10 protein-coding genes are annotated in these 15,032 nt (G+C 43.8%); 9 read left to right on the forward strand and 1 reads right to left on the reverse strand.

Annotated elements, in window-relative coordinates:
* Window positions 1–31 precede the first annotated feature (31 nt).
* The 6 genes from M3180_RS10250 (at window position 32) to M3180_RS10275 (ending at window position 8,209) form a co-directional block, all read left to right on the forward strand.
* Complete coding sequence (locus M3180_RS10250; protein WP_251667322.1) at window positions 32–1,396, forward strand: MFS transporter; 1,365 nt, start codon at window positions 32–34, stop codon at window positions 1,394–1,396.
* Window positions 1,397–1,512: 116 nt separating this feature from the next.
* Entirely contained in the window at window positions 1,513–1,854 is a 342-nt protein-coding gene (locus M3180_RS10255; protein WP_251667324.1) for a DUF1516 family protein, read from the forward strand.
* 527 nt (window positions 1,855–2,381) lie between these two features.
* Window positions 2,382–4,805 (forward strand): sensor domain-containing protein, encoded by a 2,424-nt coding sequence (locus tag M3180_RS10260; RefSeq protein ID WP_251667325.1) that lies wholly within the window; start codon window positions 2,382–2,384, stop codon window positions 4,803–4,805.
* Window positions 4,806–4,861: 56 nt separating this feature from the next.
* Window positions 4,862–5,740 carry an SMP-30/gluconolactonase/LRE family protein gene (locus M3180_RS10265; protein ID WP_251667326.1) on the forward strand — a complete coding sequence of 293 codons (879 nt, stop codon included), beginning with the start codon at window positions 4,862–4,864 and terminating at the stop codon, window positions 5,738–5,740.
* A gap of 127 nt (window positions 5,741–5,867) precedes the next feature.
* Complete coding sequence (gene pepT, locus M3180_RS10270) at window positions 5,868–7,088, forward strand: peptidase T (protein WP_251667328.1); 1,221 nt, start codon at window positions 5,868–5,870, stop codon at window positions 7,086–7,088.
* Window positions 7,089–7,126: 38 nt separating this feature from the next.
* Entirely contained in the window at window positions 7,127–8,209 is a 1,083-nt protein-coding gene (locus M3180_RS10275; RefSeq protein WP_251667329.1) for a Gfo/Idh/MocA family protein, read from the forward strand.
* Window positions 8,210–8,671: 462 nt separating this feature from the next.
* Here the strand turns inward: M3180_RS10275 and M3180_RS10280 are convergent, their stop codons facing one another.
* Complete coding sequence (locus M3180_RS10280) at window positions 8,672–9,109, reverse strand: hypothetical protein (RefSeq protein WP_251667330.1); 438 nt, start codon at window positions 9,107–9,109, stop codon at window positions 8,672–8,674.
* A 698-nt stretch (window positions 9,110–9,807) separates the two neighbouring features.
* On the opposite strand from M3180_RS10280, the gene M3180_RS10285 reads away from it, so the two are divergent.
* The 3 genes from M3180_RS10285 (at window position 9,808) to M3180_RS10295 (ending at window position 14,994) form a co-directional block, all read left to right on the forward strand.
* On the forward strand, window positions 9,808–11,379 hold the full coding sequence (locus tag M3180_RS10285; RefSeq protein WP_251667332.1) for a response regulator transcription factor: 1,572 nt from the start codon (window positions 9,808–9,810) through the stop codon (window positions 11,377–11,379).
* Window positions 11,379–13,172: a sensor histidine kinase gene (locus tag M3180_RS10290; RefSeq protein WP_251667334.1), complete on the forward strand. Its 1,794-nt coding sequence runs from the start codon at window positions 11,379–11,381 to the stop codon at window positions 13,170–13,172. The genes M3180_RS10285 and M3180_RS10290 overlap by 1 nt, the downstream gene beginning before the upstream one ends.
* 106 nt (window positions 13,173–13,278) lie before the next feature.
* Window positions 13,279–14,994, forward strand: a complete 1,716-nt coding sequence (locus M3180_RS10295) for an extracellular solute-binding protein (RefSeq protein ID WP_251667335.1) — start codon at window positions 13,279–13,281, stop codon at window positions 14,992–14,994.
* Window positions 14,995–15,032: the final 38 nt, after the last annotated feature.

The raw sequence follows: 15,032 nt of genomic DNA on the forward strand, positions 1-15,032 counted from the left end.
CAAGATTAAGTTATGGATAGGGAGATATTCTATGGCATATTCGCAGCATTATGCTTCTAACACGAGTAGTACTTCTACGACAAAGCTAGAGCGCTTAAGCTACGGTGGTTATTCTTTTGGTCAAAATCTTATCTATATGCTGCAGCTGCAATTTTTGACCTACTTCTATACCGAAGAAGTAGGGCTGTCTTTAGGAGCTACTGCAACGCTGCTCTTTGTAGCCAAGCTTTGGGATGCGCTAAATGATCCAATGATGGGTGTGATCGTGGACAAATGCAAGTTTAAAAGCGGTAAGTACATCCCGTGGCTGAAGGTGACTAGTCTTATCGTTCCTTTAACGATGCTGTTTGCATTTATCAATCTTGATGCCAGCTATTCTGCAAAACTCGTATTTGCTTATGTCACCTATATCATATGGGGAATGGCTTACACCGTATCCGATTCTCCAATGTTTTCCCTATCTACTGTTATGAGTCAGAGCGTGTATGAGCGTGATCGATTAATTGCAAATGCTAGAATGACAGGTGCGATAGCAGCGATTATGACGGCATTGTTTATGCTAATAAAAGGCTCCATAGGCTGGATGGGTGCAGTGGGGGTCTATTGTGCAGTTGCTTTGCTCACCATGCTGCCGCTTCCATTCGTCGCGAAGGAACGTGTCACCTATAAGGAAGAACAAGCTGTCTCATTCTGGAAACTAGCAGGCTCCTTCTTACGCAATAGGTACTTTTTTATTTTCTTTCTTGGCTATCTCATCATGAGTACTACGAATACATTGCAGACCATTGCGGCATATTTCGCCAATTCTAATCTAGGCAATGAGCAGATGCTGACGGTTCTATTAGCTGTGCTTGTGCTGCCGATCGTCATCGTATCTCCATTACTGCCGAAGCTAATCATCGCATTTGGCAAGAAAAAACTGATGATTATATGCTGCATAGCTACCATTGTATTATGCATAATTCAGTATGCAGTCGGCTATGAGCATTTCACATTATTTTTAGTCATCGCTGCCATCCGTGTGCTATTTATGCAGGTCCCACTTCTTTTATATGGAATGTTTACGGCTGATTGTATCGAATATGGCAATGCCGTTACCGGTCAACGTACAACAGCACTCGCTTTTTCCGTCCAGACGATGTTTACGAAGCTGGCAAGTGCGTTGTCTTCCTCACTATGCTTAGCTCTTCTCGCTTATTTTGGCTATGTAGAACAGGCAGCCCAGCAGACGAATAAAGCGCTTGAAGGAATCTGGATCATCTTTACACTTGTACCGATCATCGGCTATGCTGCGATGCTAGTTGCGATATATTTTTATCGACTGGATGAGTCAGAGGTCGCAAAGTATGTGCGCCTTAATCAAGAGAAGGCAGAAATGTTAGATGTGAAGCAATAGCAGACTATCAGTCTATGGTCGTCATTTGATTATTGCTACAGAACTGATATAATTTTAAGAGATATGGTTAAAATCAATACATAGGTCATAGAAAATGAATCGAAGGAGGTAAGACGATGGATTCTGCAATTTATCATACGCATGCTGGTTCGTGGGTTGTGCTCGTTATTTTGTTTTTGATTTCTTATTTCATTCCAAAAAACAAAGTACTGCCAATGATCCTGCGTTTGTTCTACTTGATTATGATTTTCACGGGTGGATATATGCTGTTCACTGGAGGCTACGGTGGTACCTATCATTTGAAGGCGGTACTGGCGATTCTATTGATCGGTATGATGGAAATGCTTCTTGCTCGACGCAAAAAGGGTAAAGGCGTATTGCCATTCTGGATTGCGCTTGTCGTATTACTCGTTGTAGTCGTACTGATCGGCTATGGCGTAATTTCATTTACATCGTAATTTCATTTACATCGTAATAGCAATGTAACGAAGGCTGCAGTGCTGAGGGGGACCCTTGGCGCTGCAGCTTTTTTAGTTGGTGTTGCGCTGGAGCACTCTATGCAGTTGTTGCTTTGGAGCACTGCTGCGGGTGTTGCTTCGAAGCACTGTTGTAAGTAACGCTTCGAATTCTAGCTGTGCAGCGCTCCGTTCCACTCAGAGGGCTCCAGCGACTTTTGTTCTCGTATTTAGCATAACTTTTTGGGATAAATCCTCGAACAGGGCCGCGCGCTTCGCTTTCCGCTCTCTGGCGGATCTTCGCTGGAGCCTCTAGTGTAGTCGATGCTTCGGAGCACCTACCCACTTACTAGCAGTTATGTCTGCAACTTGTTGCTTGTCCCTCACGTATGTTCTAGTAAAGTCAGGCTTTTTGGCATTCGTGATTAGCATTTGTACGGAAAATTTCACCAGTAATATGTTAATCGTTTGATGTATAATGCTTGTAATACAACATATGCACGTAGCTTTGTAGACAGCAGGGTTAGGGGATGATGATGATGGATAAGTCCGTTGCTAGTGTTCATATAGATGCTAAGGTATGGAATCAGCTATATTTATTAGCAGAGCTAGATAATCAGCACCGCATTATAGCGACGAACGATAGCTTCCGGAGTTTGACTAACGATCACTTCATACAAGGTTGCGCGATTAATCAATGCTTCCAGCCATTTTATCTATTAACAAATCAAAAGATAGGGTGGCTATATGTATGGGATAAAGTCAAGGAGCATGGTGTTTGGCGAGGGTATATTTATTTGTCTGATCAGTTTAGCGCAAGGCTAGTGCTATATGTTTCTATTCTACAAAAGGAAGATTTATCGGGCTATTATGTAATCGGTGAGAATCGAACGAAGCAATATGATGAGCTGGATCGGCAATTAGAACAGCTTCGGGATCTGACACATATGAAGGAAGCCTACGATGAGGCATCCATTATTGCGATTACCGACCCGAAGGGCGTCATTACGTATGTTAATGATATGTTTTGCCAAATATCCAAGTACGATCGGACTGAGCTGATCGGTCGCACACATCGCATTATTAATTCCAAGCATCATCCGAAGCAATTCTTTAAGGATATGTGGAGCACGATAAAGCAAGGCCACGTATGGCGGGGTGAAGTGAAAAACAAGGCTAAGGATGGAAGCTATTACTGGATGAATACGACGATTGTGCCTTTTTTAGACGAAGGTGGCAGGCCGTATCAGTATGTATCGATTCGATCGGATATTACAGATCGTATTGCGGCAGAGACCGAGCTAGCAAAAGCGATGGAGCATGATTTTAGACGTACAATAAAAGAGCTTCAAAACTGTATCTTTAAAACAGAAAAGAACGATAAGGGTCACATCATCTTTACTTTAAGTGAAGGCAAAATAGCTGAGGAATTGTCCATGACAACAGAGCTCGTAGCTGGCAGGATGCTGAAGGAGGTATGGGGAAAGCGTTTTGAAGAGGTAGAGCAATATTTTGAGCGTGCTTTTAGCGGTGTAAGTGTACAATTTGAGCTTTCCTATGGTGAGCGCTTTTTTTATATTTCTCTTTCTCCTATAGCTAAGAACGGATCCGTTGTTGAAGTTGTTGCTTCCATGATGGATATCACGGAGCGAAAGCAAGCGGAAGAGATGATTTACTACATGGCTCATTACGATGCTTTGACGCAATTACCGAACAGGACCCTTTTTAATGAGGAGCTTCATCAAGCAATTAAAGTCGCAGAAAAGGATAAGCACCAGATTGCGGTTATGTTTATGGATCTTAATCACTTCAAGCTTGTTAACGATTCACTTGGACATTCCATGGGGGATGAATTGCTGCAGCAGGTGGCACAACGCTTGAAAGATCATTTGCCAGAGCACGCTTATGTTTCTCGTCAGGGCGGCGATGAATTTACACTATATCTAGACTATGCGGATCGCATGCAGGCTAAAGAGCTGGCAACGCTTATTGTTGAACAGATGGCAGCTCCATTCATTTTACACAACAATGAAGTTTACATATCACCTAGTATTGGCATATCCATGTACCCTGATGACGGAAAGACCATTGACGAGCTGCTTAAATGTGCGGATGCCGCGATGTATGTTGTTAAAGATGAACGTACGAGTCATTATTGCTTTTTTACTGAAGAGCTGCATCAGAAAATTACAGAGCGGATGGAGTTGGAGCGGGATCTAAGGCAAGCAATTCCGCGCGGAGAACTAGAGCTATGGTATCAGCCGAAAATGAATTTAAAGCACAATGAGATTATTGGGCTAGAAGCATTGCTGCGCTGGAATCATCCGGAGCAAGGAATTGTAGCCCCTAACCTATTTATTGGCATTGCAGAGGAAACTAACCTGATATTGCCGATCGGTAAATGGGTGCTGTATGAAGCCTGCCGTCAAATGAAGGAGTGGCTGTCAATCTGTACGAGACATGTCACTGTTGCTGTAAATATCTCCTTTCGACAGTTTTCAGATCATGAATTCCCTGATCTGGTAGCGAGCGTGCTGAAGGAGACGGGACTTCCACCTCAATATCTAGAGCTGGAGATTACTGAAAGTGTTGCACAGGATGCAGAGTATGCCATTCGTGCGCTGAAAAAAATTAAAGAGCTTGGCGTAGGCGTCAGCATTGACGATTTTGGAACAGGCTATAGCTCGCTCAGCTCTTTAAGTCAGTTTCCGGTTGACCGATTGAAAATTGATCAGAGCTTTGTAAGGAATCTGAATGCCAGCAATCAGGCCATTATACGGACAATTATTGATATAGCTAATCATATGGGAATCACAGTCATTGCCGAAGGTGTAGAAACGATGGAACAGGTAAAATTTCTGAATGAGCATCGTTGTCAGGAAGCGCAGGGTTATTATTACAGCAAGCCGCTGCCAAGGCACGAGATTCCTTCTTACATTGTAAGGCATAGTTAATTTTGAGAATTTGTGACATAATCAGGTTGAAGCATAATCGTGTGGGAGGTTTCATTATGAATCCATTAAAATTAGTCACTTCGACTACTTGCCAGCTCGCGGAGGGACCACAATGGCTGGAGGATACGAATCAATTACTGTGGGTAGATATTGAAGGGCGAGCTATACATCTGGTCACGCTGAACTCAGAGGAGCATGAGGTCATTCCTATGCCGCAGAGGATTGGAGCTGCGATTCCTGCAACGGATGGCTCTATTGTTTGTGCGCTTGAGGATGGGATCTATCTTCTTCAGCCTGACCGGTCATTGACGCAGCTTACGGAGCTTGAAAGTGATAATCCAAATCATCGCTGCAACGACGGGAAAGTGGATGAGACGGGAAGGCTCTGGATCGGTACGATGCCAATGGGCGGAGCAGCATGGAGCGGTGCTCTCTACAGCTGTGACGAAGCGGGAACGATTATTAAGCATGTAGAGGAGCTAGGCTGCTCTAACGGGATGGATTGGAGCTTGGATGGACGTACGATGTATTTTATCGACTCGCCTACTAAGCGTGTCGATGCATTTGACTTTGATGCATCCAGTGGCACAATTACGAATCGCCGCCCTGTTGTGCAATTTGAGGATGCGTTAGGGGTGCCGGATGGCATGTGCACAGATGCACAAGGCAGACTATGGGTAGCCCATTGGGGAGGATACTGTGTAACGTGTCACGATCCTGTTACGGGTGAGGAGCTGCAACGCATTTCTCTTCCTGCATCACAGGTGACGTCCTGCTGCTTTGGCGGACCTAATCTAAGTACACTGTTTATTACCACAGCTAACATTGGTCTTAGCGAAGAGCGTTTAAAGCAAGAGCCGCTTGCAGGCTCGGTGTTCAGCATTGAGGTTGATGCGGTTGGAAAGCTAAATCCTCGCTTTAAAATAAGCAAATAATTAGATGTTGACTAAGTGACGCGGCAAGAGTGAGAAATGCTTATTCTGATCGCTGCAAAATTTCACTATTGAATGTCGCTCATGTACAATAGGAGCAGTAACGCTATTGACAAAGGAGCAATCAATCATGAGAGAACAATTACTAGAGCGTTTTATATCCTATGTTCAGATAGGGACACAGTCTGATCCTAGCTCCGAGAGCTGCCCATCTACGGAGGGACAGTGGGTGCTTGCCAGACAGCTGGTGGAGGAGCTTAAGGAGCTTGGACTATCTGATGTTACACTAGATGATCATGGTTATGTAATGGCCACGCTGCCGGCTAACTGCGAGCAGAATGAGCCAATTATCGGGTTTTTAGCCCATATGGATACAGCAACAGAGCTTACGGGGACCAACGTTAACCCGCAAATTGTTGAACAGTACGACGGAGGAGACATCGTGCTGAATGCCTCTCAGCAAATCGTCCTTTCGCCAAAGCAGTTTCCTGAGCTTAGCGGCTACGTCGGTCAAACACTTATTACGACGGATGGGAATACGCTGCTCGGTGCTGATGATAAGGCAGGTATTGCTGAAATTATGACAGCAATGGCTTATTTACAGGCGCATCCTGAGATTAAGCATGGCACGATTAAAGTGGCATTTACACCAGATGAAGAGATCGGCAGAGGTGCAGATCGCTTTGACGTTGCCAAGTTTGGGGCAGACTTTGCCTATACGATGGATGGTGGACCACTTGGAGAGCTGCAATATGAGAACTTTAACGCTGCCACCGCTGTGGTGACCTGCTATGGACGCAGTGTACATCCAGGTACTGCTAAAGGAAAGATGATTAATTCAACGCGAATCGCACTTGAATTTCAAGCAGTGATGCCTGCACTAGAAACGCCTGAGCATACGGAGCATTATGAGGGCTTTTATCATTTGAACCATATTGAAGGTGGGGTAGAGCAAACGACTCTACATTACTTGATTCGTGAGTTTGACAAAAACAAGTATGAGGAACGTAAGCAGTTTATGCAGCAGGTGGCTAAGCAGCTACAGCATACATATGGTGAGCAGGCAGTAAGGCTGGACATTACCGACAGCTATTTCAATATGCGAGATCAGATCGAGGGGAATATGGATATTGTGAATCGTGCGCATGCTGCGATGGTTAAGCTTGGCATAGAGCCGCTTGTCCAGCCTATTCGTGGTGGAACAGATGGCTCCAGACTTTCTTACATGGGGCTGCCAACTCCGAACATTTTTGCTGGCGGCGAAAACTTTCACGGTAAATATGAATATATTTCACTCGACACGATGGAAAAAGCTGTACAAGTCATTGTAGAAATTGCAAAATGCAAATAAGGGATATTACCCAATCTACTTAACGGGGGAGCAATAACGTGCAGAAAGTAAAAGTAGGTATTATAGGCTGTGGAAACATCAGTGACGCGTATCTTAAAAACTGCGTTCACTACGAGCATTTGGAAGTCGTTGCTTTAGCAGATCTTAATCTAGAGCTGGCACGCAGCAAGGCAGCAACCTATGGGATAACAAAGGTCATGACAACCGATGAGCTGCTGGCAGATCCAGACATCGAAATTGTTTTGAATCTAACGATTCCACAAGCGCATGCGGAAATTAGCCTTGCAGCGCTTGAAGCTGGGAAGCATGTCTATTCAGAAAAACCGCTTGCTGTAACGGTAGAGGATGGTCAGCGCATCATTGCTAAGGCGAAGGAGCGTAATCTGCGTGTTGGTGTTGCTCCAGATACGGTATTAGGAGCCGGTATTCAAACGTGCCGCAAGCTGATTGATGATGGCGTAATTGGTAAGCCGATTGCTGCATCTGCATTTATGCTATCGGGCGGTCCAGAAAGCTGGCATCCGAATCCTGCATTTTTATATGCGAAAGGTGCTGGCCCAATGTTTGATATGGGTCCGTATTACCTATCCGCATTCATTACGCTGCTTGGACCGATTAAACGTGTAACCGGGTCAGCGGTTATTTCCTATCCGGAGCGGGAGATTACGAGTCAGCCACTTAACGGGCAAATGATTGAGGTAGAAACTCCGACGCATATTAACAGTGTAATTGACTTTGAGAGCGGTGCGACAGCAACGCTAACGACGAGCTTTGACATTAAGGGGGGCAGCACACTTCCTAATATCGAGCTGTATGGCAGCGAAGGAACATTAATTGTTCCTGACCCTAACACCTTCTCGGGTCCGGTTAAGCTAAGAAGAGCAGGCAGTGATCAATTCGAAGAGATTCCATTGACGCATCCGTATGATGGTCCAGACCGTGGTGTCGGTCTACTCGATATGGCGCTTGCTATTAGAGAAGATCGCCCACATCGTGCTAGCGGTGAGCTTGCGCTGCAGGTGCTGGAAATCATGCACGGTGTTCATATTGCTTCAGCAGAGGGTAGGCATTACAATGTCCAACACCAGTGCGACAGACCTTCAGCAATGCCGGAAAGGTAATTTAAAATTGCTCGACTTTGATGACGATGTAATGCGTTGTAGCTTAGTCGACGTCGAATATGTCACGCTCAAGTGCGCTGTGGTGCTCACGTACCAATAGCGTACGCTGCGCTCCTCGCTTACTAGTCGCGAGCCATCTTCTTGGTCCTGAAAGCCGATCATTTTAAATCTTCATTGTAAGAGTAATTTAAAATTGCTCGACTTTGATGACGATGTAATGCGTTGAAGTGGATTCGATGTCGAATATGAGGTTCAACCGAGAACTCAGTTGCTCACGTACCAAGTACGTACGCTGCGCTACTCGCTCTCTAGTTTTACCGCAGCTTCTTGGTCCTGAAAGCCGAGCATTTTAAATCTTCATTTCTTACCCCTAGAATGTTTGATATAATAGCATTCTAGGGTTTTTATTTTGTCTTATCTATATTTAATTTCAATGCTAAGGTTAAGCAAACGGCATGAGGTCTATATCTTTAGCAGCTCCGATTCGGGTATGTGCTTGGTCAGCTTGTCTAATTTATATGACGGAAACCAGTCTGTGTGAGTGACGTTGCTTCCATATTTAATTACATGAGTAACCGTGTACGGAGACATGTATAAATTGTGATGGATGAACGGGTTTACTAAAATAAAATCTCCTTGTTTCAGACTTCTCATAGAAAGCTTATCTTCATTAGACAATTCGGCGTACACCAGCCATCCGCTTTGAACCACATATAACTCAGTGAGTTTTTTATGGAAATGACTATTTTGCCACCCACCCTCGTTTGCTGCTTCTGTTCTTATATATGATGTTCCGTCAGAGCTTCTTAATCGGAATCGTCTTTCGCCATTGTCCATGAGATGATGCATCGTCTCAACGCCTAATTCCCGAGCTTCCTCATCAGATATTCTTTTTGGCATATTGAATCTCCCCTCTATAAAAAAGCTTTTCATCTTAAAGTTCCTAACGATCAATGGAAATCAGTTATAGTTAGATAAACAACCGCCCTTTGTATCGTAGCGTTAGTATCGTTAATAGACAATAGATATACAACGATCAAAGCGACACCCATGAAGCTCCCCAGCGAAGAAATGGCGAGGGCAAGTCCACGAAGCGTCACCCCAAAAAAGAGCTCCAGCGGAGTAATGGTGAGAGCGAAGAAGCAAAGCGTTTGCCTTTGTCGTCTGGTTTCTACCTCGATAATTATTCTAGAAATCAGAGGGCAACAGCAAACGAAGCCACAGCATGTACGGAGCGCTGAAGCGAAGCGTTTGCCCGCGAAGAAACGGCGAGGGCAATTTCACGAAGCGTCACCCCAAAAAGAGCTCCAGCGGAGTAATGGTGAGAGCGAAGAAGCAAAGCGTTTGCCTTTGTCGTCTGGTTTCTACATTGATATATATTCTAGAAACCATACGACAACAGCAATCGGAGCCACAGCATGTACGGAGCGCTGACAACAGCAATCGGAGCCATAGCATGCACGCAGCGCAGTAGACAATTTTCACTATGAATTATATGATAATGGCATAGAATCCAAATTACTGGCTAAGTGACTTATATGCCTAAAGATTACTTTTGAACACTAACATTATACAAAAACGTTTCGGGGGTGAATTGCATGTTGCGTGTGTTATTGGTGGATGATGAGACGTTTTTTCGTCAAGGCCTGCGAGCGATTGTAGATTGGCAGGCGTGCGGTTACGAAGTAATCGGTGAAGAGGATAATGGAGAAGATGCTTTTCAATTTATTATGAAGGAACGGCCTGATGTTGTGATTACGGATATCCGCATGCCGGAGGTAGATGGGCTCGAGCTGATTCATAAGGTGGTCCAAGAAGAGAAGCTAAATACAAAGTTTATTATTGTAAGCGGTTACGATGAATTTAAGTACGCACAACAGGCAGTCAGATATGGCGTGTGTGATTTTTTGCTTAAGCCTATCGATGAGGCTGGACTGGAGGAAACCTTGCAGCAGCTTGCTGAATCTATACATCGGGAATCACGCCAGCAGGAAAAATCAATAACCCATCAAAATCAAGAGCTGCTTAGCCAGCTGGAGCACGCTGCACTTACAGACGAGCAGCTAATCGATATTTATATGAGATTGGGGCTTGATTATGACAGCGATCATTATTTCGTATTAATGGAGTACCATCCAACTGCGGAAAGCCGTAAGCAGGAGCTGCTAGGTTACAATCAGCTTCAGCACATGGTGCATACGATTCAGGCACTACTTCCCGACTTAGGCATGAAGCTAATATTTCCGCAGAGAGGTCAGCTTGGCATTATTGTGCCATATTCGTTTCTCCATAAGCATTCCTCGATCGAGATGCTTGTAAGGCAGCTCTACAATCGTTTAGCTGTTAACCAGGAGCTGTATATTTTTTATAGCGATAAATGTACGGGCGTACATTTTTTACCAAAATCATATCGGGAGGCGCTTCATGCCTCGCAGTTCAAGTATATCGACGATCGTGTATTGTTTGATTATGCACAGCTAAAGGAGCTGGATCTCCGTACAATTATGCTTCCATCGGAAACGTATAAGGATCTGCTGCATGAGATCGAAAGCAACGATGGGGAAAGAATTGAACAGGAGCTTGATGCTTTGCTGGAGCAATTCGGCAAGCAGCGCTGCTCCGTTGAAGCAATTAAGGCTACCATTCACAAGCTAGTAGCGGATTGTCTCCATATCGTACAAACGATGCAAATTGATAAGGAGAGACTTAGTCATTTGCATGAGCTTATTGGCTGGGATTCATCCTATATGAATCGAACGACACTGCGTGAGCTGCTACTCTCATTCGCCCTGGATTGCAGCCACTGCATTGCAGAGGAACGAAAGGAAATGGCGAAAGGTGGTATTCAGCGCATTAAGAAGTATATTGATCAGCATTACGCGGAACCGATCAGCTTAAAATCAATTGCAGCGCATTTTTACATTAACCCAGTATATCTAGGGCAGCTGTTTAAGAAAAACTACCAGCTGTACTTCAATGAATACTTGCTGCAGCTACGTATCCAAGAGGCAAAAAAGCTGCTTCGCCAAACGGATCTTAAAATCTATGAAGTAGCTGAACGCGTAGGCTTCAGCCATCCTGAATATTTTGTATCTCAATTCGAGAAGCATGAAAAGCTTTCCCCCACAGCATACCGTCAGACATTTAAGAGTAATGCAGGTGAGCAATAATGAAGCTAATCCATCGTATAAAGCAGAATCTGCATCTTGATGATATCCGATTGCGTAACAAATTTTTTATGATGTATATCCTATGTGTATTTATTCCAATCATACTCACGAATGTCATCTTTTACAATTTAATGAGTAGTAATGTTCAGGAGCAGCGGATGGTGGACATTAAGCTATCGTTAGATCAGGTTCATTTGGAGCTTGAACGAATGATTGAAGCAGCTGTCAGTGTATCCTGGGTATTCTACACCGATTACACGCTATATTCCATGCTGGATGCACATTATAGTAATCCTGCTGATTTCGTAGAAGCCTATGACAACTATATGCGTCGCGTCATAAACAGCTACACGCCAGTATATACCTCCGTGCAAAATATAAAGATCTATGTCGATAATCCTATGGTGCTGCATTCAGGTGGTGTCGCATTCCTATCGAATAAAGTACGTGATACTGATTGGTATAAAACGCTGGATCTCAGAACGCCGAGTGAGGCAATATTCGTGAAGGCCTACAAGGAAGATAGCATATCGTCTGGTCGAACGGAGCAATTTAAGGACACCTTTAATATCATTCGTGTGATGGATTATTTCGACTCGCTCGGTACGTGGGATAAAGTATTGAAGATTGAGCTTAAGACGGAAGCTTTTGACGTCATACTTGGTAACTTGAATATTCCTGGAAGTGTGTATTTGGTTGATCCAGACGGTATCATCCAGTATACGACGAACCGAAACATTAATTGGCGAGAGGAGCAATTAGCTATCGATTCGCTTCATACAGGCAGTCACACGGTTGTGTTTGAAGGCGAACATTACGATATGCTGCCATTGCAAGGCTGGAACATTGTAGCCCATGTGCCGGAGTCTCAAATTATGCATGAGGCGCCAGAGGTAAGACAGTACGTGCTATGGATTGCAATCACCAACATATTGCTGGCGACGATCATTATCGTAATCATCTCCCGTTCGGTTACGAAGCGGCTTGGCTTTTTGCTCCGTCAGATGAAGCGTGTGAAGAACGGTAACTTCGACATTGTCAATAATAGGGATGCGCTCGATGAAATCGGACAGGTAACGAGCGAATTTAACCGAATGACGCTACAGATCAGCTCGCTCATTAATGACGTGTACGTAGCAGATATTAAAGAAAAGAATATGGAGCTGGAGCATCGGTATGCTCAGCTAAATGCACTGCAAAGCCAGATCAATCCACACTTTTTATTCAACGCGCTGGAAACGATTCGTATGCGCAGTATGATGAAAAACGAGACGGAAACAGCCAAAATTATACACAATATGGCGAAGATTTTTCGCAGTTCATTAACCTGGAAGCGCGATAAGGTGAAGCTAAAGGAAGAGGTCGATTTTATTGTCTGCTTCTTAGAAATTCAAAAATATCGCTTCGCTGATCGTTTAGATTATAGCATCGAGCTTGATCCAGAGGCTGAACGTTGCCTAGTTCCTAAGATGATATACCTACCTTTCGTTGAGAATGCATGTATTCACGGTGTTGAGAAGGTAAAGCAAGGCGGTAAGGTTACCATCTCACTCAAGCTTGTAGAAGACAAGTTGCATTTTCACATCCATGACAATGGTGCGGGGATGAACGAGGAGCAGGTACAGCGTATCTATTCTTATCTGGAGGAAACGAAGGACCTTGGCGAACGGATTGGCATGCAAAATGTAATTTATCGGTTAAAGCTGTTTTATGAAGACCAATTCACTTTTACCGTGCAAAGCGAACAAGGTGTAGGTACTTCGATCCATCTCATCATTCCTGTGAACCATTAGAAACTATAGTTTTTATATTAGATTCTAAAGTTCTCTCACTGCGTATGGTTGGCTCCTCTTGTTACAATGTAAGTGCTTACAACAAATATTAAAGGGGATGAGTCGCATGAAAAGAAAAACTCCGGTGTATGTTGCAGCAATGCTCGTACTTGTGCTTGCGTTAGTTATTACGGGCTGCTCTGGCAATAACAGTGGTGGCACGACTACTAACAACAACTCAAGTACTACAACACCTTCTAACAGTGAGGGTGGCAGTGATGAAAAACCATTAGAAAAAGTAACATTTACTTACTTCAATGGTGCTGGTGCAGCGAAAGATATTAATACGAATGAAACAACAATCGGTAAAATTCTAGAGGACCAAACAGGTGTTAACTTCAAAATTGAAAACCTTGTTGGTGACCTTAACACGAAAATCGGTACGATGACAGCATCAAGAAAGTACCCTGATGTACTAATTCCAGATGCTGCAATTGATGAAGTTCTAGGAGCTGAAGGTTTTATCGACCTAACAGATCTTATTGAGGAGCACGGTCCAAACATTAAAAAAGCATTTGGCAATGATTTAGAGCGTCTAAAAACAGAAGACGGTAAGCTTTACTACTTGCCGATGTCTGCACAGGTTGGAGAGTTTATTCCAGACCCTAACATTGGTCAAGGTGCATTCTGGGTACAACGTCGTGTATTGAAGGAAGCAGGCTATCCAGAAATTAAAACGATTGATCAGTATTTCCAACTCGTTCGTGATTACGTAAAAAATCATCCGGAAGAGGATTTAACAGGCTTTATTGCACTAACGCATGACTGGAGATTCTTCGCTACGACTAACCCTCCAATGCACTTGGCTGGTTATCCTAACGATGGTGAAGTAATCGTAGACATGAACACTCATGAAGCTAAGGTATATGCAGCTAATGAGGATACAAAGCGTTATCTGAAATTATTGAACGAGCTTAACGCTGAAGGCTTGTTTGATAAATCTTCATTCATCGACAACTATGATCAATACTTGGCGAAACTAACGAGTGGAAAAGTAGTCGGTTTCTTCGATTACGGCTGGCAAATTGGTAATGCGCAAAACGTGTTAACGGATGCAGCGAAAGCTGATCCATCACAAGATGACTTTGTATACTTCCCACTTCCAGTAACATTTGATGGACAAAAAGATCAATACCTAGATCCGCCATCCTTTGTTAAAAACCGTGGTATCGGTATTACGATCAGTGCGAAAGATCCAGTTCGTATCGTTCAATACTTTGATAATCTTCTAAAAGAAGAAAACCAAATTCTAAGAGGCTGGGGTATTGAAGGCGAAACATTCGAAATCGATGAGAATGGTCGTTACTATCGTACAGCTGAGCAAATCGCTAAAATCGATGAGTCTTTCCGCGAATCATTTGGTTTCAAATACTATGACTGGAACTGGCCAATCTATGCAACAAGCTCCACGTTGTCAAATGGTAACGCTGCAGCACCAGGTGTTCAACCAGAAGTATTCCAAATGAGCTTAACTGAGGCTGATAAAACAATTCTTAACGCTTACGGCGCACAAACTTACGCAGAAATGTTTGCTAACCCAGACGAGCGTCCATGGTTCCCAGCATGGGGAATTCCGAAAGAGCAAGGCTCACCAGAGCAACTCTATGAAACGAAGAAAACTGAAATTACTCGTAAGTATTTCCCTAAACTCGTTCTTGAGGATCCAAGCAAGTTCGAAAGCAACTGGGAAGAGTATCTAAGCGAGTTCAATAAGCTGGATACAGCAGGCTATGAAGCATTCGTAACTGCAGAAGTGAAAAAGCTTGTTGAAGAAGCGAAATAATTGAAGCTTAAGTGGGACCATGCGGTGGAGTGAGCCTC

The sequence above is a fragment of the Paenibacillus camelliae genome (assembly GCF_023715345.1).
GTDB classification, from domain to species: Bacteria; Bacillota; Bacilli; order Paenibacillales; family Paenibacillaceae; genus Pristimantibacillus; species Pristimantibacillus camelliae.